A 20032-nucleotide genomic window follows, 5' to 3' on the forward strand; every position below is an offset into this window, starting at 1 on the left:
CGCCACACTGGCCCAAATTCATGAATTCACTTGAGTTTTCGGAGGTCACGACCGCTCAGGATCGCCCACACGCATGATTTCCCATTCTAGCCAAATGCCGGAGTCCGCGTAAACCTTTTTTCGCACATTTTCGCCCAATCCTTCAAGATCAGCGGCGGTTGCGCCACCGGCATTAATCATGAAGTTGGAATGTTTTACGCTCATTTGCGCGCCGCCAAGGGTCGCACCCCGCAATCCGGCGTTGTCGATCACCTTCCACGCCTTGAGGTCCATGACGTCATCTGCCTTGCCCGTGGAGGAAAATCCCGCCGGATTGCGAAAGGTCGATCCCGCCGAGCGCTCTTTGGTGGGCTGGCTTTCGTCACGCTTACGCAATTGCTCTTCCATGCGCGTGGCGAGTGCATCGGGATCGCCCTCGGGGCCGCGTAGCGTGGCGGAGACCAGCACAGCGCCCTCTGGCAGATCGGTCTGGCGATACTGGAAATTCAGGTCGTCAGCGGTCAACGTTTTTAGACTGCCATCGCGCAACACCACCTGTGCGGAGACAAAGACATCCGCGACATAGAAGCCATAGCATCCGGCATTCATTCGCACAGCCCCGCCGATACTGCCGGGAATGGTGCGCAGGAATGTCAGATCCACCCCAGCCTCAGCAGACTTACGTGCCACATGCGCATCCAACGCCGCCGCGCCTGCAGTTACGGTGTTGCCCTCGACCTCAATCGTGTTGAACCCCCGACCAAGCCGGATCACCACTGCGCGCAAACCGCCGTCCCGTACGATCAGGTTTGACCCGACCCCCATGGGAAAGACATACACATCCGCAGGGAGATCCCGCAGGAAGCTCTGCAAATCCTCAAGGTCCGCAGGCTGAAACAGATAGTCCGCAGGCCCGCCCACGCGCAGCCAAGTGAGGTCAGAGAGGTCTCGGTTCGGCGTCAGCCGCCCGCGTACGGCAGGAAGGTCGGTCATAATGGCTCACTTCAGGTTTTGCGGTGGGTTTAGGCCATGCCCACCCAAAGGAAAACCCCTGAGCCATTCACCCGCGCCGCAATCCGCGCAGCCAGCGCACCAGATAGATCACCGGCCAACGTAGGATCGACATGCCCGCAACCAGCATCGCCAGCCCCCACCATGGGCCATTTTCATAGGTGACATACCCGAGGATCGGGATGCCGATTGCGATCAGCACATAGGCGCGGGTCCAGTGGTTGTCTTTTGACGGGATCAGCGCCAGAACATTGGCCAGCACCACCCAGAGACAGGCAAGGATCAACGAGGTGTTCATGGCCGGGGGCCTCCACTCTCGATCCCGCCAAAGGAGCGGCGCAATAGGTAAGTCAGAGGTTTGCGGAACATCGACAGCAGCGCAAACAGGCCAAAACCTGCGGCGAGCCAGCCAAAATCTCGATACAGCAACCAGATCAGGACGGGCGCAATCAACAGAAGCAACAGCCCCGGTGGGCGCTGGTAGCGTAGCGGCAGGAACGCCACCACGCTCGCACTTAGCACCCAGACCGCACTGGCAATGAGCGAGAGGGGTATCATCTGCCCCTCCCCTCTGCCGTCGCGGGCCGGAGTGCGTCCGGTCTCACCCCTTCAGTCTTTCGGGCAAGCCGTTGGCCCAAGCCGAAATCGTACCGGCACCGAGGCACACAACCATGTCGCCGGGGCGCGCTTGTTCGCGCACCAGACGCAGCAGATCGTCCTCGTTGAGGATCGCGCGGGCGTGGCGGTGGCCGTGGCGGATTAGCCCCGCCACCAAATCATCGCGGCTCGCGCCCTCAATAGGGTCCTCACCGGCGGCAAAGACCTCGGCAATGGCGACCACATCGGCGTCATTAAAACAGGCGCAGAAATCGTCAAACAGACTGGACAGGCGCGAGTAGCGGTGGGGCTGGTGCACCGCGATGACGCGGCCCTCACCCTCAGAACCAATGGCCTGACGCGCGGCCTTCAGCACTGCGGCAATTTCCACCGGGTGGTGGCCGTAATCGTCGATGATGGTGACGCCGTCGACTTCGCCCACTTTGGTGAAGCGCCGGTTCACGCCGCCAAAGGCCGCAAGTGCTGCGCGGATCTCGTCCAGCTTCATGCCGAGGTGACGGCACACTGCCACCGCCGACAGCGCGTTAGAGACGTTGTGATCGCCCGGCATCGGCAGCGTGCAGCCTTCGATCTTCTGCCCTTCGGCTTGCAGCAGGATGTCGAAATGCGCCACACCGCCTTTGTAGGTGAGGTTCACCGCGCGCACGTCCGCTTGTGCGTTAAAGCCATAGGTCACCACGCGGCGGTCCGAAATCCGTCCCACCAGCGCCTGCACCTCGGCGTGGTCAGTGCAGCAGACCGCAAGACCATAGAAGGGGATGTTGGAGACAAACTCATAAAACCCGTCGCGCAGCCGGTCAAAATCGCCCCAGTGTTCCATATGCTCGGGGTCGATATTGGTCACGACGGCGATGGTGGCGGGCAGCCGGTTGAAGGTGCCATCGCTCTCGTCGGCCTCAACCACCATCCATTCGCCCTGCCCCATCCGCGCGTTCGATCCATAGGCGTGGATGATGCCGCCGTTGACCACGGTGGGGTCAAAGCCGCCCGCGACCATCAGTTCGGCCATCATGGTGGTGGTGGTGGTCTTGCCGTGGGTGCCGCCGATGGCGATGTTGGACTTGAGCCGCATCAGCTCGGCCAGCATCTCGGCCCGGCGCACCACCGGCAGACCGCGCGCGCGGGCTTCGTCCAGCTCGGCATTGCCGGGTTTGATTGCGGAGGAGATCACCACCACTTCGGCGTTTTCCAGATTCTCGGCGCGCTGGCCCTCAAACACGGTGGCCCCGAGGGTTTCCAGCCGCTGGGTAATCTTAGAAGATTTCAGATCCGAACCCTGCACCACATAGCCGAGATTGAGCAGAACTTCGGCGATGCCGGACATACCGATGCCGCCGATGCCGACGAAATGGATCGGGCCGACGTCGCCGGGCAATTTGGTGGCAGGGGTCATTGGGCAGCTTCCTCGGACAAATGTTCAACAAGCGCCACGAGACGATCCGTGGCATCGGGGATGCCTGTGCTCAATGCTGCGTTCGCCATCTGGGTGGCCCCTTGGGCATTGGTCAGGACTGCGGCGATTTGCTCTGCTAGTGATGCAGTGTCAAGGGCGCTCTCTGGGATACGAATGGCACCGCCTGCTTCAACCAGCCCGCGGGCATTGGCGGTCTGGTGATCCCCTGCGGCCGTGGCCAGCGGGATCAGGATCGAAGGGCGTCCAATGATCGAAATATCCGCGATAGAGGACGCACCGGAGCGCGAAATCACCAGCTGCGCCTCGGAAATGCGCGACGGCACATCGGTAAAGAAGGGCTGCACCTCGGCATCAATCCCCGCATCGGCGTAAAACTGCGCAACACGCGCCTGATCTTCGTCGCGGGCCTGATGGCTGACGCGCAAATGGCGGCGAAGGGCTTCGGGCAGCGCGGCAATTGCGCCGGGGACAACATCCGACAGGATGCGCGCGCCCTGACTGCCGCCGATCACCAAGAGCGACATCGGATAATCGCCGGGCGGAATATAGGGCGCGCCCTGACGTTCCAGAACCGCACCGCGCACCGGATTGCCGACATGCACGCCATGCGCGCCCTCCGGCAGCTCCGTGGGCCAGACGCCGCACGCGACCTGCGCCACGCGGGTGGCGAATTTCTGGTTCACCTTGCCCAGCACGCCGTTTTGTTCGTGGATCATGCGCGGCAGCCCCAACAGCGTCGCCGCCCCCAGCGCCGGGATCGAGGGATAGCCGCCAAAGCCGATCACCGCATCAGGCCGTTCACGCCGCATTTCCAGCGCCATAGAAGCCACGCCAGCCGCGATGCGGGGCGCGACCATAGCCTTTGCTAGCAACCCGCCACGCGCAAATGTGGCCGAGGACACTTCGGTGATCTCGGTCGAATGGGGAAAACCGCCGGTATAGCGCGCCCCGCGCGCATCGGTAGAGAGCTTCACCCGCCAGCCTCTGCGCAACATCGCTTCTGCCAAGGCCTGCGCGGGGAACATATGTCCCCCGGTGCCGCCCGCCGCCATCAGGAGCAGTTTCTGTGTCATCTTGTGCCTGCCTTCGCGTTCTTATCCGTTGACCGGCCCACCTCTCTTATCCGCGCCCACGTCCGCGCAAGGCGTCCGCGATTTCGCCCTGAGGTCGGGACCGGGTGAAGGCTAGGAGCATACCCATTGCGATGCCGCCTGCAATCAGGGAGGAGCCGCCATAGCTTACGAACGGCAAAGTCATGCCTTTCGCGGGCAGAAGACGCACCGCAACGCCCATGTTGATCATCGCCTGAACGCCGAATGTGCAGGCCAGACCCGCCCCGGCGAGGCGGATGAATGTGTCCCGTTCGCGCATCAGACGGAACAGCGAGCGCACGACGATCATCGCGTAGAGGAAGATGATGATGGAGACGAGCACCAGCCCGTATTCCTCGGCCGCGACGGCAATGATGAAATCGGTATGCGCATCCGGCAGCGACCATTTTACCTGTCCTTCGCCGACGCCGACACCAAACAGACCACCCTCACGGATCGCATTGGTGGCATAGCCAAGCTGCGTGGTCGGGTCGAGGTCCGGGCTCAGAAAGCCATCAATCCGGCGGGCAAAGTGTTCTGAGTTGGAATAGGCAACGACGCCGCCAAAGATCACCACGCCAGCCATGCCCACCAAGAGCAGCATCGGCGCGCCGGCGACGAAATACATCACACCCCAGCCAAAGAGGATCAGACAGGCCTGACCGAAGTCAGGTTGCAGCACCAGAAGCATCACAACTGCCATGCAAAGCCCAAAGGACAGCAGCGTCCCCGGAGGGCCATAAATCTGCTGGCTGGCGGCGATCATCCAGGCGGCAAGCACGATGAAACCGGGCTTTAGAAACTCCGACGGTTGCAGCGACGCAAAGCCAAGGCTGTACCAGCGCACCGCCCCTTTGCCAAAATCGGTGCCGAAGATGGGCAAGAGCGCCATCGCCACGAAAGCAAAGATAAAACCGATCACCGCCAACCGACGCACCAGCGTCGGCGACATCATCGAGGTCAGCATCATCGCCACCAATGCGCTACAGCCAAAAAAGGCCTGACGTTGAACATAGTGAAAATTGTCCAGACCGTTGCGCGCCGCCAGCGGAACCGACGCCGCCAGCCCCAGAAGCAGGCCAACAATGAACAGGGACACGATGAAAGTCGTCGTCCACTTGTCCAGTGTCCGCCACCATTTCGGGAGGATCGGCTCCCCCTCTTGCGCGGGAAGCGCGCCATAGACCATCTCAGTCATGGGTTCACTGCCTTGATTGGGCCCATAGGTGCAGGGCCTGTTTCGCCTCGATGTGTCCCGTTTTTGGGACTTATTGGCTAAAGTGTAACCCGATTGCGCCGATCAGGCCAGCATCTTCCGGGCATCCAGCCGGGGAAAATGACATCATTCCGCCCCGCAGTGGCCACATTTGCTTTTGCAGCTGCGACTTGCGTGGTGCGCGCTTTCATGGTCGATGCGGCCCATGCGGATAAAAACCTTGATTCTCGGCGCTGGCGCAGCTGGCATGATGTGCGCGGCGCGCACAGGGGGCGACTGCCTCGTGGTGGACCATGCCAAGGCACCGGGCGAAAAGATCCGCATTTCTGGCGGCGGGCGCTGCAACTTTACGAATATGTATGCAGCACCGGAAAACTACCTCTCGCAGAACCCGCATTTCTGCAAATCGGCGATGGCGCGCTACACCCAGTGGGATTTCATCGAACTGGTCACCCGCCACGGCATCGCATGGCACGAGAAAACCCTTGGCCAGCTGTTTTGCGACGACTCCGCCCGACAGATCGTTGCGATGCTGGTCAAAGAGCTGCGCGATGCGGGCGCCGATCTGTGGTTGCAAACCTCGGTGGTCGATGTGTCTCATGGCTGCGACGGATTCACCGTGCGGCTGGAACGCGAAGGCAAGCCGGTGACGATCATCGCGCAAAACCTCGTGCTGGCGACGGGGGGCAAATCGATCCCCAAGATGGGTGCAACTGGGCTTGCCTATGAGATCGCCACGCAGTTCGGCCTTCATGTTCTGGACACCCGCCCTGGCCTTGTGCCCTTCACCTTTGGGGCGGATCGGTTCAAACCCCTTGCGGGCGTGTCGGTCCCTGCGCGCATTTCCAATGCCGAGGCCAGTTTTGATGAGGCCTTGTTGTTCACGCACCGTGGACTTTCTGGCCCTGCGGTCCTGCAAATCTCCAGCTATTGGCGCGAGGGCGAGGAGATCGCAGTGCACCTCTTGCCGGAGGTGGATCTCTTTGTGGCCCTGCGCGAGCAGCGCCAGCAGAGCGGACGCAAAGATCTGACCACAGAACTTGCCCGCCACCTGCCCACACGGCTGGTAGAAGATCTGGCGGCAGATGGCAGCCTCAAGGGGCGATTGGCCGATCAGTCCGACGCAGCGCTTCAGGCGCTGTGCGACCGGCTGAAAGACTGGCGATTGAAACCCACAGGCACCGAAGGTTACCGCACCGCCGAGGTCACATTGGGCGGCATCGACACCGATGCGCTATCGTCGCGCAGCATGGAGGCCAAGGCGGTGCCCGGCCTTTATGCAATTGGCGAAGCAGTGGATGTGACCGGCTGGCTTGGCGGTTATAACTTCCAATGGGCATGGGCGTCAGGCCACGCCGCAGGAACCGCTATCCGGGGTTAATCGTTGGGGCCTAGCCGTTCAGACGTGCCGTGACCTCTGCAATAAAATCCTCGCCGCGTTTTTCAAAGCTGTCGTATTGATCAAAGCTCGCCGCCGCAGGAGCCAAGAGCACAGTCTCCCCCTCACCTGCATCGGCCATCGCATGTTCAACCGCCGCTGCCATAGTGGTGCAGACCTCCGCATCGACGTTGAGCTGCATGGCAAATTGCGCCGCCTCGCGACCGATCACATAGGCCTTGAGCACCTCACCTGTCGCGCCCTTCAGCGCCTCAAGCCCGCCCTCTTTTTCAAGACCGCCACAGATCCAGCGGATTTTTTTGAACGCACTCAGCGCCTTGGCCGCACTGTCCACATTGGTGGCCTTGCTGTCATTTACATAAGACACCCCATTCACCTGCGCGACACGCTGACTGCGGTGTGGCAGGCCCGGGTAGGTCTTCATCGCAGCCTCGATCACCCGCGGCGCAAGACCAAGGGTGCGCGCCGCCGCATAGGCCGCGCAGGCGTTTTGGTGATTGTGCGCGCCGGGCAGGCCGGGAATATCGCGCAGATCAATTGATCCTGCCTGCCGTCCCTTGCGGTACTCCGACAGGAACCCTTTGCGGGCGAATACACTCCACCCCGCACTGCCAGACAGTTTTTGCCCTGACGAGACGCGGATCACCCGGTCATCGCCATTGCCCTCGCTCATCTGCCCTGCAAGGAACAGGCCCTCATCTTCGTCGATGCCAATGACCGCGCGGTCAGGGCCACCTTCGGCGAACAGACGTCGCTTGGCGGCGAAATAGCCCCCCATGCCTGCGTGGCGATCCAGATGATCCGGGGTGAGATTGGTGAAAACAGCCACATCCGGGGTAAGCGCGCGCGCCAAATCCGTCTGATAAGATGAGAGCTCCAGCACCACAACACCGCCGTCCACGGGTGGGTCGATATCCAGCACCCCGCGCCCGATATTGCCCGCCATCTGGCTGTTGCGCCCGACATGTTCAAGAATGTGGTGCAACAGCGCGACCGTGGTTGATTTCCCGTTGGAGCCGGTCACTGCGATCACTTTTGGCGGTGTATCGAACTCATCCCATTCCGACGTCGCCACTGAGCGGAAGAACAGGCCAATGTCATTGTCCACCGGGACCCCCGCGCTCAATGCCGCACGCACCACCGGGTTCGGTTTGGGATAGAGGTGCGGGATACCGGGTGACACGATCAGGGCTGAGATGCCTTCGAAAGCGCCCTGCTTGGTCAACTCGCGGCAGGTGAACCCCTCCGCCTCGGCGTTTTCGCGTGCGGCAGGGTTGTCATCCCAACAGATCGCCTCGGCCCCGCCCTCGCGCAACGCACGTGCAGTGGCAAGCCCCGAACGCCCCAACCCCAGCACTGCCACGTTTTGTCCTGTGACACCTTTGACCGGGATCATGCTTCACCTCATTTATAGTGGTTCAAATCGGCGCGACATTGCACCTGAGCGCGGCCAGAATGCAAGCGCAGACAACATGTGGCGGGAACCACCTCCCCACACAGGCCGACGACAAGTCATCCGGCGTTGTGGCGCAGAGCCATCCCCTCACCAAAGCAGGCAGCGCAACGAAAAAGACCTCCCGCTGGGGGAGGCCTTGAGGATCAATCGTCCATCTTCAGAGCAGAGATAAACGCCTCTTGCGGGATATCGACACGACCAAATTGGCGCATCTTTTTCTTACCGGCTTTTTGCTTGTCCAAGAGCTTGCGCTTCCGGGTGGCATCGCCGCCGTAGCATTTCGCGGTCACGTCCTTGCGCATTGCGGAAAGGGTCTCGCGGGCGATGACCTTGCCGCCGATAGCCGCCTGAATCGGGATCTTGAACATGTGGCGCGGGATCAGCTCCTTGAGCTTTTCGCACATCGCACGTCCCCGCGCTTCGGCGCGGTCGCGGTGTACCATCATCGACAGCGCATCCACAGGCTCATCGTTCACCAGCACCGACATTTTGACCAAATTATCGATACGGTAGCCGATCATCTGATAGTCAAAAGAGGCATAGCCCTTGGTCACCGACTTCAACCGGTCATAGAAATCAAAGACCACTTCGTTTAGCGGCAGATCATAAACGACCATGGCGCGCGACCCCGCATAGGAGAGGTCTTCTTGAATGCCACGGCGATCCTGACAGAGTTTCAACACATCACCGAGATACTCGTCCGGCACCAGAATGGTCGCTTTGATGCGCGGCTCTTCGACGTGATCCACTGTGGACAGATCGGGCATGTCAGCGGGGTTGTGCAGTTCGGACATCACACCGTCTTTGCCAAAGACGTGATAAACAACGGAGGGCGCGGTGGTGATCAGTTCGATATTGTATTCGCGCTCGATCCGGTCGCGGATCACCTCAAGGTGCAAGAGCCCCAAGAAGCCGCAGCGGAAGCCAAAGCCCAGTGCCGCAGAGGTTTCCATCTCGTAAGAGAAAGACGCATCATTGAGGGCAAGTTTCTCAATCGCGTTGCGCAGGTCTTCGAATTCGGAACTGTCTACTGGGAACAGACCACAGAACACCACCGGCACCGAAGGTTTAAAGCCTGGCAGTGCAACCTCGGCACCCTTTTTGTCATGGGTGATGGTATCGCCCACCTTGGTATCGCGCACCTGTTTGATCGAAGCGGTGATAAAGCCGATCTCGCCGGGGCCAAGCTCATCAACGGTCTGCATGGCAGGGCGGAACACGCCGATGCGCTCAACACCATAGCGGGCGTTGGTCTGCATCATCCTGATTTGGTCACCCTTTTTCAGAACGCCATCCATGATGCGCACCAGCACGATGACGCCGAGGTAGGCATCATACCAGCTATCCACCAGCATCGCCTTCAGGGGGGCGTCGCGCTCCCCTTTTGGTGCGGGCAGGCGCTGCACGATTGCTTCAAGGGTTTCCTTGATGCCAATGCCGGTTTTGGCTGACACCTGAATGGCATCTGTCGCATCGATTCCGATCACATCCTCGATTTGCTCGGCGACGCGATCACAATCGGCGGCGGGCAGGTCGATCTTGTTGAGAACCGGTACGATCTCATGATCTGCGTCGATCGCCTGATAGACATTCGCCAGTGTTTGCGCCTCAACCCCTTGGGTTGAGTCGACCACCAGCAGAGAGCCTTCTACCGCGCGCATGGAGCGGGAGACCTCATAGGCGAAGTCGACGTGACCGGGGGTGTCGATCAGGTTCAGCACATAGCGTTCACCGTCGTCTGCCTCGTAATCGATGCGGACGGTGTTCGCCTTAATGGTGATGCCCCGCTCGCGCTCGATGTCCATGGCGTCGAGCAGCTGCTCTTTCATGTCACGATCCTGCACCGTCCCCGTCGATTGGATGAGGCGGTCAGCAAGCGTGGACTTGCCGTGGTCGATATGAGCGACGATGGAGAAATTGCGGATTTTCGAGAGCTCTGTCATGACAAGCGCATATGATTGGGATTTTGCATTTGGTCAAGGTGGATCGTGCGCTTGTGCGCCGGTGAAATGCACGCAGATGCGACCTGTTGCCGCCTACGAGATCCCAAGCAGCCAAACTCCGCTGTCTCCCCATTGAAATATCCCGTTGAGATGTGGAATAGGTAGTCAAATTTCTTGTATTCCCAACTGTGCCAACCGGAGAATGATGATCGTGTTCCGACTGACCCTCGCCGCCTGCCTATGCGTTACCTCCACCCTCTTTATCGCACCGTCAGCTGAAGCCGGGGCGATTGAGCGTGCATGCCGCAATTCAAACAGAAGCGCTGCAGAGGCAAACCTGTGCCGTTGCATCCAGCAGGTCGCCGAAGGCCGATTGACCAAATCCGAACAGCGCACCGTCTCCAAATGGTTTGCTGATCCCCACCGGGCACAAGAAGTGCGCCAATCAGCACGCAGCAGCGATGCTCGCCTGTGGAAGAAATACAAAGTTTTTGGAAGTGACGCCGAGCGCATCTGCGGTTAATGCTGCGTTTACCGTCAACTTTGATCTTTGATGGAAAAATGGTTAATTGGCGTTGCCCGTGACCATTTTTCTTTCAAAAACGTGAAACTTCCTATAAATCATCCGAATTGATAACTTTTTCCTTTTCAAACTAATAAAATAAAAATAGAAACATTGAAGATTGTTTCGCATGCAGGGAAATCCTGTGATGTGTAGTGTTCAGACGCTCCCCCGGCAGAAGCATCGCGTGACGGAGTTTGAATGAAATTGGACTTTTGGGAGCCAACCTATGCTTATGAAAGGCGTTACTCTCCGAGGGCTAGAAGTTTTTGAAGCTTTGGCCAAGTCGGGTTCTGTTGCGCAGGCTGCCGACATTACTGGTCTTAGTCAGCCAGCGGTCAGCCAGCAGCTTCGCAACCTCGAGAAAGCACTTGGCTCCGATCTTGTAGATCACGGTCGTCGCCCCATGGTTCTGACTTCGGCCGGGCGCAGCTTCTTGTCCCGCACTCAGGCCGTTTTGAGCGAATTGCGACTGGCCCAGAGCGAGCTTACGGTGATGGATCTTTCACATCTGCCTGCGCTTTCTATGGGGCTGATTGATGACTTCGACAATGATCTGACACCGCGTCTTGCAACCATTTTAGCCGATAGCCTGACCCAATGCCGCTTTAAGATGGTCACCGCCTCCAGCCATGACATTTATAAGGCAATGGCAGAAAAAGAACTGCATATCGGCGTCGCCGCTTCCACCGGAGAGCTGCGTTCCGGCATGAACGAATATCCGCTGGTCGAAGATCCGTTCATCCTTGTTGCACCGCGCGGACGTGTCACCGACCCGGATGACGTTGGAAATCAACTGAATCACCTGCCTTTGTTGCGCTATGCCCGTGATCAATTGATCTCCCAGCAGATCGAATCTCACCTGACCCGCCACAAGATGGAGTTTGATGATCGTTTCGAAATCGGCTCTCATCTTGCGCTGATGGCAATGGTTGCACGCCGCATCGGTTGGGCGATCACCACGCCGCTGGGTTATATGCGTGCCGCGCGCTTCCACGAAGAGATCGACGCGTTCGCCCTGCCCTTCGCAGGCTTTTCACGTCGTATTTCTCTGTTTGCGCAGTCGGATTGGCCGGACACGGTTCCGCTCGAAGTTGCCGGCACTGTGCGTCGCCTGACCCAAAGCCAGATCATCGCACCCGCAATCAACCGCCTGCCATGGCTGGCCGGGCAATTGCGCGTGCTTGAGAGCTAAGGTTTACCGACGCTCCCTCCCAATCACCGCTACGAGATCTTGCGCTGCAATCCAATTGCAGCGCTTTCTAATAGGTCGAGGCAGCCGTCGAAGTCGCGAGAGTAATAGGGGTCAGGCACCTCATCTGCAGACCCCTCCGCAGCCAAGGGAGCAAATAGCTCGACCGGGGTGGTATTTCCGGCTGGACGCAAGCTCTCCACGTTGCGCCGGTTTTCTTTATCCATCACGACGATCAAATCAAAATTTCGAAAATCACTCGTGGTGAATTGCCGTGCCCTCAAATCGCTCATATCAATTCCACGCGCGCCTGCTGCGGTCGCCATAGGCGCGTATGGCGGCTCTCCCACGTGGAAATCCGAGGTGCCAGCACTATCCGTTCGTATATGAGGGCATCTTTCTCGAAAAAGCGCTTCCGCAGCGGGCGATCGGCAAATATTTCCAAGGCAGACAAACAATACGCTTTTCACGGAAGATCCCTTTTAGATTTGAAATGCTGAAATTAAGTATTTTCGGCACCTGCCCGACTATGCCAGTTTATCAACACAGCGACCATGAATAAACCGCGACACAAAGGGCCCGACATGAGCAAGATTGTGATCCTCACCGGTACCGGGATTTCAGCAGAAAGCGGGCTCGGCACATTTCGCGACGAGGGCGGGTTATGGTCCCAGCACCGGATCGAAGATGTAGCAACACCTGAGGGTTTTGCCCGCGCGACCCCGAGCTGGTGCATCGCTTTTACTCCGCGCGCCGCCAACAGGCCGCAGAGGCTCAGCCGAACGCAGCCCATCTCGCCCTCGCGCAGCTCGAACAACGCTGGGCGGGAGAGGTCGTCATCGTGACGCAAAACGTGGATGGGCTGCATGAAGCAGCAGGTGCGCGCAATGTGCTCCACATGCACGGCAAACTAGGAGGTGCTCTCTGTGCTGCCTGTGCGCATCAATGGCAGGCCCCTATGGAGATGACACTGGCGACAACATGCCCCGCCTGTGGCGCTCAACAGGCGCGCCCCGATGTGGTCTGGTTCGGTGAAATTCCCTATCACATGGAAGAGATCATCTCTCATCTGGAAGAAGCCGATCTGTTCGCGTCCATCGGGACCTCTGGGCAGGTTTACCCAGCCGCGTCCTTTGTGCAGGAGGCGGCAGTCAATGGCGCTGATACGGTCGAACTGAATCTGGAACCCTCGGAGATCAGCCGGGCCTTCGGTGTACGTCATTTTGGTCCTGCAACAGAGATTGTGCCAAAATGGGTTGAAGGCCTGCTGACGGGCAGCAACGCATAAAAAAGCCCCGACACATGCCGGGGCTTTGCTTTCGTCTGTCTTGCGATCAAAGAGCGGCTGACGATCAGTTGGAATGCTCGCTGTGGTCGCCGTGATTATCGTGGCCCGCATGCCCTTCTGTCGGCTGACGGTCCATATCCACCTCGATCTGAACCGGGACCTCTCCGGCCTTTTCAAACACCAGGGTGACGTCGATTTTATCGCCATCCTTGAGTTCACGGTTGAGGCCCATGAACATGATGTGATCGCCACCGCGCTGGAACATATGCGTCCCACCCGCCGGGATCGCAAAGCCCTCTTCTACGGGCATCATCTTCATAACGCCGTTGGCGTCCTCTTTGCTGGTGTGCAACTCCACCCGCTTGGCCACGTCAGAGCGTGCTTCTACAAGGCGATCATCGGTGTCGCCCTGATTGAGGACCTCCATGAAGGCCCCGCCCGACATTTTGTTGCTGGACCGCGCGTAGGCGTCCTGCACGACCATTTCCGCCGCAGCGGTGCCCGCAAGAGCGAGGGTTGTAATCGCGGAAAATGCTGCCGAGCGGCTGAGAGTTTTAATGGACATCTGTTGTCTCCTTGAGAATTTGACTGTTGGCTTCGGGCACATGCGTGCAACCGGCCTGACGTAAAGTTTGGGAACAGGTCAGACCAACGGCGGCGCGCGCGCACGGGCCGTGCGCTCCGTTGCAACATCGCTCTGCGCGCGCGAGGGCAGTCGATGCGCTTGCCGCATCACGGCAGCGGGCGCGAGGAACACCATCGGGCTCTGAGCCAGATCAAGGATGTGATTGATGCAGTCCGGGCAGATATGCGGCGCGCCCGTCGGTTCGCCGTTCTCGTCGACATAGACAGTCACAGGCCCCGTGCCGGTGCACAGGATGACCTGCCCCGTCGCATCACGCGCAAAGCGGCTGGCAGCGGCGCTATGGCCGGTCAGCAACAATGCCGCCGCGAGCAGCAGGGCAGTATACCGTCTAAGCAATGTCATTGGCACAATCATATCTCAGGAAGACAGACATGCCACAAGCCCCGACCCAAAGCCGCGGGCAAAGAGTCGCGGAGATGAATCATTGGCACCAAACGGAAAAAACCACCGAGATTCGCACCCGGTGGTCTTTTAAAATTCTTGGGCAGGATCAAGAAATCACGCGACCTATCAGGCCTGCGCGGCTTGTGCCTTTGCGATTTCTTTTTTGACCTTCAGCGCCGCGTCAGACAGCTCTGCGTCTTTTGCTTTGGCAAGGAAGGCGTCCAGACCACCACGGTGATCAACCGAACGCAGCGCTGCAGCAGAGATGCGCAGCTTCACACCGCGGCCGAGAGTCTCGGACTGCAGGGTAACGTCGTTCAGGTTCGGCAAGAAACGACGCTTGGTTTTGTTGTTGGCGTGGCTGACATTGTTGCCAGTCATCGGGCCTTTTCCGGTCAGTTCGCAACGGCGCGACATGGTGTTATCCTTCGTATCTGCGGCGTCCCGACCCGAGTACAGCCTGCCCGGCCTTTTGGAATCAGTCGCCAAATTACAAGGGCGCTGCCATTGGCTGCGCCCGAAAACTGGTTGGATGCGTTTAGGAGGAATCGCGAAGATGGTCAAGCCATATGCGACGCTTTTATGGCAGACCAGCCGACATTCCCGCGCCATCCCCTCCAGCGCTGGCGGACTTTTACAATTTCGGGGCCAAGATGCAAGCGTGTGCGCGCCATATTGGGCCGTCAACACCCCCAGCCCTCACACCTGAGTCGCAGGTCCTAGCCCACGCGCGACGGATCAAGGTCCGCGACACCCAACCCCGTCAACAGATCGCGCGCAGCCTCTTGTGGGGTTTGCGCGCCCTCGGCCACCTTTTTCGACAGTTCCGTCATGCGCGACTTTGCCCAAGAGGTCTGAAGCCGCGCCAAAAGCGCCTGCCGAACCTCTTCAGAAAACCAGTACTGCGCCTGCTGCGCCCGGTTCTGATCCCAGAACCCGTTGTCGCGCCGCCACTGCGCCAGCGCCTGCACCTCTGCCCAGGCCTTGTCCAGCCCGGCGGCCTCGATCGCGGAGACGGTCAACGCCTTGGGAAAACCATCCGGATCTTGCGGACGTTTGCGCAAAAGCCGCAGCGCCCCGGCATAATCGGCGCAGGTGCGAGTCGCCGTCGCCTTCAGATCGCCATCGGCCTTGTTGATCAGAATCATGTCGGCGATCTCCATGATGCCGCGCTTCACGCCCTGAAGCTCATCGCCGCCCGCAGGGGCCAGCAACAACAGGAACAGATCGGACAGTTCCGACACAACGGTTTCCGACTGCCCCACCCCCACGGTTTCGATCAGCACCACGTCAAAGCCTGCCGCCTCGCATAGCGCTACCGCATCGCGGGTGCGGCGGGCAACACCACCAAGGTGGCTCTGGCTAGGACTGGGGCGAATGAACGCCGCGCGTTCACGGCTGAGCCGTTCCATCCGGGTTTTATCCCCCAGAATTGATCCACCGGACCGCGCCGAGCTGGGATCAACCGCCAGCACCGCGACCCGCAGTCCCTGCGCGATGAGCATCATGCCAAAGGCCTCGATAAAGGTGGATTTACCCACCCCGGGCGTTCCTGACAGACCGATCCTAAGGGCATGACGGTCGCTCTTGGCCAGACGCGACAGCAAGTCATCCGCCTGCGCGCGGTGATCCGGACGGGCGCTTTCCACCAATGTGATGGCGCGGGCCAAGGCCCGACGGTCCGCGTTTAAGATCCTGTCACTCAGCTGTGCGATGTCCATGGCGCGCCTCTCGTCCTTGCCGCGCATTGATGGCGCAGCCGGGGCGCGCTTGTCCAGTGGCCCTGCCGCAAAACCTCAATGACGCTTCGAAACATGCGCTTGATATTGGAAAGGAATTGCCTTGATGCGCCATTACCTTGTCCTCGGAGGGGTTATGCTGCTCGCGGCCTTCATATCGCCCGTGGCTGTATTCGCGAATGACCCCAGCACGAGCGATCAGCAGCACTATATTGTGCGGGGCCTCGGCGTCAAACTTGGCATTTTCACTCTTGCCAGCCAACGCAGCGGTGGCACCTACGGCGTGCGCAGCCGCTTTACCTCGACCGGTGCGGTGGCACTGCTGGCGCGGGTTCACTTTGAGATGCAGGCGACCGGGCGCTGGACCTCCGCAGGACCTCGGCCCGCGTGGTTCCTGGAAAACGTCGACACGGGGCGGCGGCAATCGACGGCCCACCTCGATTATGCAAGTGGCGTGCCCCGCGTCACCGGCGGGCGTCTTGACGCTGACACCCCGCCTCTTCGCCCGGAGCACCAGCGCGACACAGTTGATCCCGCCACCGCCATTTTCCGCGCGGTGGCACCGCAAGCAGCAGATGATCTCTGCTCTTTTGATCAGCCAATCTTTGATGGGGCACGGCGCACGCGGCTGGTGCTGGACCCGCCACGTCCAAAGGGAGCGGGGTTTGTCTGCCGGGGCACATTGCAACGCGAAGACGGCTACAGCGCGCGAGAACTGGCGCGGGCAAAGTCCTTTGACCTCGAACTCAGCTACGAGGCCGGGCCGGATGGGCGTTTCCACATGTCCACCGCCAAAGTCGCCACGGTTTTTGGCACTGTCACGCTGCAAGGTGGGCTTACGCAGGCTGGACGTTAAGCCCGCGATTGGCGATAAGCGCCGCCATGATACGGCTCCCGATTGATGACGCGCTTCCTGACCTGATTGATGCTCTGCGCGCGCGGGGCCGCGCGGTGTTGCAAGCGCCCCCCGGTGCGGGCAAGACCACCAAGGTGCCGCTTGCGATCCTTGAGGCAGGCTTGACCACCGGGCGCATCCTGATGCTGGAGCCCCGCCGCCTCGCCGCCCGCACTGCGGCAGAGCGCATGGCGTCAACATTGGGGGAAAGCCCGGGTCAGACCGTCGGCTACCGGGTGCGCGGCGAGGCCAAGATCTCAAAATCCACCCGCATCGAAGTTGTCACCGAAGGCATCCTGACCCGGATGCTGCAATCGGACCCGGATCTGCCGGGCGTCGGCGCGGTGATCTTCGACGAATTTCACGAACGCTCCCTCAATGGCGATCTGGGGCTCGCCTTCTGCCTTGAGGTTGCAGGTGCCCTGCGCGACGATCTCTTGCTGCTGGCGATGTCCGCGACGCTGGATGCAGGCCCTGTGGCGGCCCTGATGGATGCGCCCATTGTGACCTCCGAGGGGCGCAGCTACCCGGTCGAAACCCGCTGGCTCGACAGCCCCCTGCCCGCCAAGGCACGCAAGCTGGACGCGCTGGTGGATCTGGTCGTCCGCGCGGAAGGTGAGACCCGCGAGACCGGCGGGGGCCTTTTGGTGTTCCTGCCCGGCGAGGGCGAAATCCGCCGGGCCGCCAGCGCGCTGGAGGCCCGGCTGCCCGGCCATTGCCAGATCCGCCCGCTGTTTGGCGCCCTCCCCTTTGCCGAGCAACGCGCCGCCATCGCCCCCGTGTCCGAGGGACGCAAGGTGGTGCTGGCGACCTCCATCGCCGAAACCTCCCTGACGATCGAGGACATCCGCGTCGTGGTGGATATGGGACAGGCCCGGCGCGCCCGGTTTGACCCCGGTGCAGGCATGTCGCGGCTGGTGACCGAACGGGTGACCCGCGCCGAAGCCACCCAGCGGCAGGGCCGGGCCGGTCGCGTGGCCGAGGGCACCTGCTATCGGCTCTGGTCCAAGGGCGAAGAGGGCGCGCTGATGGCCTATCCCCCGGCCGAGATCGAGGCCGCAGACCTCACCGGTCTGGCGCTGGAACTGGCACTTTGGGGCGCGGAGCCTGCGGATCTGCCGCTGCTGACCCAGCCCCCCGCCGGTAGCCTGTCCGAGGCGCGTGCCCTGATGCAGATGCTCGGCGCGCTGGATGGGCAGATGCGGATCACCGACCATGGCCGCGCGCTGGCCCGCCTGCCCCTGCACCCGCGTCTGGCGCATATGCTGGCGGTGGCGGGACCGGAGAGCGCCACACTGGCGGCGCTGTTGGCGGACCGCGATCCGTTGCGTGGCGCGCCGGTGGATCTGGCGCTGCGTCTTGAAGCCCTGCGGGATCTGCGCCGCTTCCGCGACCGCCGCCCCTATCAGGTCAAGACCCCCGCTCTGCAGGCCATTACCAGTGAGGCAAAGCGCCTGCGCCGGCAACGCGGCGGGCAGAGCGACGCTTCGACCAGCGCCGAGGGCAGACCCGCCGCCGCCGCCACATCAGATCCACTCTCTGCGGCGGCCATGGCGGCGCTGGCCTATCCGGATCGGGTGGCCCAGCGCCGCAAGGGCGATGATGCCCGCTATGTGCTCTCCGGTGGCAAGGGCGCGGTGCTGGAAAACTCCGACCCGCTGGCCGCGGCCCCTTACCTTGTTGTGACCGACAGCGACGGCAATCCGCGCGAGGCCAGGATCCGCCTTGCGGCGCAGATCACCCTGGCCGAAATCCGCGCGTTGTTTGCAGATCTGATCCACTGGCAGGATCTCTGCAGCTGGTCCAAACGCGACCGCCGCGTGGTGGCGCGCAAACAGGAACGCTTTGGTGCGCTGGTGCTGGACGACCGCATCTGGAAGGACGTCCCGCCCGAGGCCACCGCCACCGCCATGCTCGACGGCGTGCGAGACCTCGGCCTGCGCCTGTCGCCCGCCGCCGCGCGGCTTGCCACCCGTGTCGAACTGCTGCGCGCCGAAGGCCACGACCTGCCGGATTTCTCCGAGGCGGGTCTGATGGCAACCCTCGAGGACTGGCTGCTGCCGATGCTCACCGGCGTGCGCTCAGACGCCGATTGGAAGGGGTTTGACGCGCTCCCGGCCCTGCGCGCCGCGCTGACGTGGGAACAGACCCAGCTCCTTGACCGCGAGGTTCCGGGCAGTTTCATCACGCCGCTTGGGCGCAAGATCCCCATTGACTACGCCAGCGACACACCGGGGATCGAGGTCCGCCTGCAGGAGATGTTCGGCGTCACCCGCCATCCGACCGTCGCGGGTGTGGCGCTGAAGGTCACGCTCTTGTCGCCAGCCCGTCGCCCGATCCAGATCACCCGCGATCTGCCGGGATTCTGGTCCGGCTCCTACGCCGATGTGCGCAAGGACATGCGCGCGCAGTACCCCAAACACCCCTGGCCCGAAGATCCCACGCAGGCCGAAGCAACCCTGCGCGCCCGCCCGCGCAAGTGAACGGTCGATGCAACGATGATATAAGAGCAACGGTAGCGAAAGTTTAACACAAAGAAGTTGTACTCACCCCAGAACAAGACTATCTGCACTTCCTCGTTCAGCTAAAGAGTATAAGAACACGCCCAAAAGGCTTCGAGCATTCGATGCAACAGTTACTGCAGAAATTCTGGTCTCAGACCTTTCTCCCCATGCTGTCGCGCCCGCGCAGGCTGCAGGTTGCTGCGCTGTGCTTTCGCCGCACCGACACGGGGTGCGAGGTGTTGCTTGTAACAAGCCGAGATACAGGCCGCTGGGTCATCCCGAAGGGCTGGCCCATGGAAGGTAAATCCAGTGCAGAAAGTGCCGCACAGGAAGCCTGGGAGGAAGCAGGCGTGCGTCAGGGGCAGTTCGACGAGGCTCCGGTGGGGCGTTTTGAATATGACAAACGTCTCGATAACGGCACTGCTGAGCCTTTGGAGACTTTGGTCTATGCAATCGAGGTCGAAGATCTGCGCGATGATTTTCCAGAGGTTCACGAGCGCAAGCGCAACTGGGTTTCACCTCAAGAAGCCGCGCAAATGGTGCGCGAACCTCAGCTTCAAGACCTTCTGAACAGCTTCCGCCCCTCTTGAACTCGCTGTTACCCTTCGCCCTTATCCTTGCCCACAAGGCATCCGGTCAGTCTGCCCGATATGCCGGGCATACCGTAGCCAATTGTCGTTTTGACGAAAGTTCCC

Annotated in this window: 19 protein-coding genes and 1 pseudogene; 7 read left to right on the forward strand and 13 right to left on the reverse strand. The window is 60.8% G+C overall.

What is annotated here, in order from left to right; all coding sequences use genetic code 11:
- Positions 1 to 45: 45 nt before the first annotated feature.
- From murB to ftsW, 6 genes are all read right to left on the reverse strand, one after another.
- Positions 46 to 972, reverse strand: coding sequence for a UDP-N-acetylmuramate dehydrogenase (murB, locus tag QNI81_RS09475; protein ID WP_283966340.1), 927 nt, complete (start codon positions 970 to 972; stop codon positions 46 to 48).
- Positions 973 to 1039: 67 nt separating this feature from the next.
- Positions 1040 to 1288, reverse strand: a complete 249-nt coding sequence (locus QNI81_RS09480; RefSeq protein WP_009178985.1) for a DUF2484 family protein — start codon at positions 1286 to 1288, stop codon at positions 1040 to 1042.
- Positions 1285 to 1548: a DUF2484 family protein gene (locus tag QNI81_RS09485; protein ID WP_283966341.1), complete on the reverse strand. Its 264-nt coding sequence runs from the start codon at positions 1546 to 1548 to the stop codon at positions 1285 to 1287. The genes QNI81_RS09480 and QNI81_RS09485 overlap by 4 nt, the downstream gene beginning before the upstream one ends.
- 43 nt (positions 1549 to 1591) lie before the next feature.
- Complete coding sequence (gene murC / locus QNI81_RS09490; protein WP_009179233.1) at positions 1592 to 3001, reverse strand: UDP-N-acetylmuramate--L-alanine ligase; 1410 nt, start codon at positions 2999 to 3001, stop codon at positions 1592 to 1594.
- A complete protein-coding gene (locus tag QNI81_RS09495; RefSeq protein ID WP_283966342.1) occupies positions 2998 to 4095 on the reverse strand; it encodes a UDP-N-acetylglucosamine--N-acetylmuramyl-(pentapeptide) pyrophosphoryl-undecaprenol N-acetylglucosamine transferase in 1098 nt (365 codons plus the stop codon). Before QNI81_RS09495 ends, murC begins: the two co-directional genes overlap by 4 nt.
- Positions 4096 to 4141: 46 nt before the next feature.
- Entirely contained in the window at positions 4142 to 5311 is a 1170-nt protein-coding gene (gene ftsW, locus QNI81_RS09500) for a putative lipid II flippase FtsW (RefSeq protein WP_005628759.1), read from the reverse strand.
- A 223-nt stretch (positions 5312 to 5534) separates the two neighbouring features.
- Here ftsW and QNI81_RS09505 point away from each other — a divergent pair, with 223 nt between their 5' ends.
- Positions 5535 to 6710, forward strand: coding sequence for a BaiN/RdsA family NAD(P)/FAD-dependent oxidoreductase (locus QNI81_RS09505; protein ID WP_283966343.1), 1176 nt, complete (start codon positions 5535 to 5537; stop codon positions 6708 to 6710).
- Positions 6711 to 6720: 10 nt separating this feature from the next.
- Here the strand turns inward: QNI81_RS09505 and murD are convergent, their stop codons facing one another.
- Positions 6721 to 8124, reverse strand: coding sequence for a UDP-N-acetylmuramoyl-L-alanine--D-glutamate ligase (gene murD / locus QNI81_RS09510; RefSeq protein ID WP_283966344.1), 1404 nt, complete (start codon positions 8122 to 8124; stop codon positions 6721 to 6723).
- A gap of 203 nt (positions 8125 to 8327) precedes the next feature.
- Positions 8328 to 10127 carry a translation elongation factor 4 gene (gene lepA, locus QNI81_RS09515; RefSeq protein WP_009179097.1) on the reverse strand — a complete coding sequence of 600 codons (1800 nt, stop codon included), beginning with the start codon at positions 10125 to 10127 and terminating at the stop codon, positions 8328 to 8330.
- 202 nt (positions 10128 to 10329) lie between these two features.
- Between lepA and QNI81_RS09520 the strand changes: the two genes are divergently transcribed.
- Together QNI81_RS09520 and QNI81_RS09525 are read left to right on the forward strand one after the other, a co-directional pair.
- A complete protein-coding gene (locus QNI81_RS09520) occupies positions 10330 to 10650 on the forward strand; it encodes a hypothetical protein (protein WP_065334499.1) in 321 nt (106 codons plus the stop codon).
- Between the two features lie 268 nt (positions 10651 to 10918).
- Positions 10919 to 11884, forward strand: coding sequence for a LysR family transcriptional regulator (locus QNI81_RS09525; RefSeq protein ID WP_009179168.1), 966 nt, complete (start codon positions 10919 to 10921; stop codon positions 11882 to 11884).
- 29 nt (positions 11885 to 11913) lie between these two features.
- Here the strand turns inward: QNI81_RS09525 and QNI81_RS09530 are convergent, their stop codons facing one another.
- Complete coding sequence (locus QNI81_RS09530) at positions 11914 to 12351, reverse strand: low molecular weight protein-tyrosine-phosphatase (protein ID WP_283966345.1); 438 nt, start codon at positions 12349 to 12351, stop codon at positions 11914 to 11916.
- A gap of 114 nt (positions 12352 to 12465) precedes the next feature.
- Between QNI81_RS09530 and QNI81_RS09535 the strand changes: the two are divergent.
- Positions 12466 to 13169: pseudogene (locus QNI81_RS09535) on the forward strand (NAD-dependent deacylase).
- 64 nt (positions 13170 to 13233) lie between these two features.
- Here the strand turns inward: QNI81_RS09535 and QNI81_RS09540 are convergent.
- The 4 genes from QNI81_RS09540 to meaB all read right to left on the reverse strand — a co-directional run bounded on the left by QNI81_RS09540 (position 13234) and on the right by meaB (position 15920).
- Positions 13234 to 13734: a copper chaperone PCu(A)C gene (locus QNI81_RS09540; RefSeq protein WP_283966346.1), complete on the reverse strand. Its 501-nt coding sequence runs from the start codon at positions 13732 to 13734 to the stop codon at positions 13234 to 13236.
- A 78-nt stretch (positions 13735 to 13812) separates the two neighbouring features.
- Positions 13813 to 14157, reverse strand: coding sequence for a hypothetical protein (locus QNI81_RS09545; RefSeq protein ID WP_227511849.1), 345 nt, complete (start codon positions 14155 to 14157; stop codon positions 13813 to 13815).
- A gap of 168 nt (positions 14158 to 14325) precedes the next feature.
- Complete coding sequence (gene rpmB, locus QNI81_RS09550; RefSeq protein ID WP_005661592.1) at positions 14326 to 14616, reverse strand: 50S ribosomal protein L28; 291 nt, start codon at positions 14614 to 14616, stop codon at positions 14326 to 14328.
- Between the two features lie 302 nt (positions 14617 to 14918).
- Complete coding sequence (gene meaB / locus QNI81_RS09555; RefSeq protein WP_283966347.1) at positions 14919 to 15920, reverse strand: methylmalonyl Co-A mutase-associated GTPase MeaB; 1002 nt, start codon at positions 15918 to 15920, stop codon at positions 14919 to 14921.
- A gap of 124 nt (positions 15921 to 16044) precedes the next feature.
- Here meaB and QNI81_RS09560 point away from each other — a divergent pair, with 124 nt between their 5' ends.
- The 3 genes from QNI81_RS09560 to QNI81_RS09570 all read left to right on the forward strand — a co-directional run bounded on the left by QNI81_RS09560 (position 16045) and on the right by QNI81_RS09570 (position 19927).
- On the forward strand, positions 16045 to 16794 hold the full coding sequence (locus tag QNI81_RS09560; protein ID WP_283966348.1) for a DUF3108 domain-containing protein: 750 nt from the start codon (positions 16045 to 16047) through the stop codon (positions 16792 to 16794).
- A 26-nt stretch (positions 16795 to 16820) separates the two neighbouring features.
- A complete protein-coding gene (gene hrpB, locus QNI81_RS09565; protein WP_283966349.1) occupies positions 16821 to 19316 on the forward strand; it encodes an ATP-dependent helicase HrpB in 2496 nt (831 codons plus the stop codon).
- 143 nt (positions 19317 to 19459) lie between these two features.
- Complete coding sequence (locus QNI81_RS09570; RefSeq protein WP_283966350.1) at positions 19460 to 19927, forward strand: NUDIX hydrolase; 468 nt, start codon at positions 19460 to 19462, stop codon at positions 19925 to 19927.
- Positions 19928 to 20032 lie beyond the last annotated feature (105 nt).

Origin of the sequence: Tritonibacter sp. AK171 (genome assembly GCF_030127025.1) — a bacterium.
In the GTDB taxonomy this organism is placed as follows: domain Bacteria; phylum Pseudomonadota; class Alphaproteobacteria; order Rhodobacterales; family Rhodobacteraceae; genus Epibacterium; species Epibacterium mobile.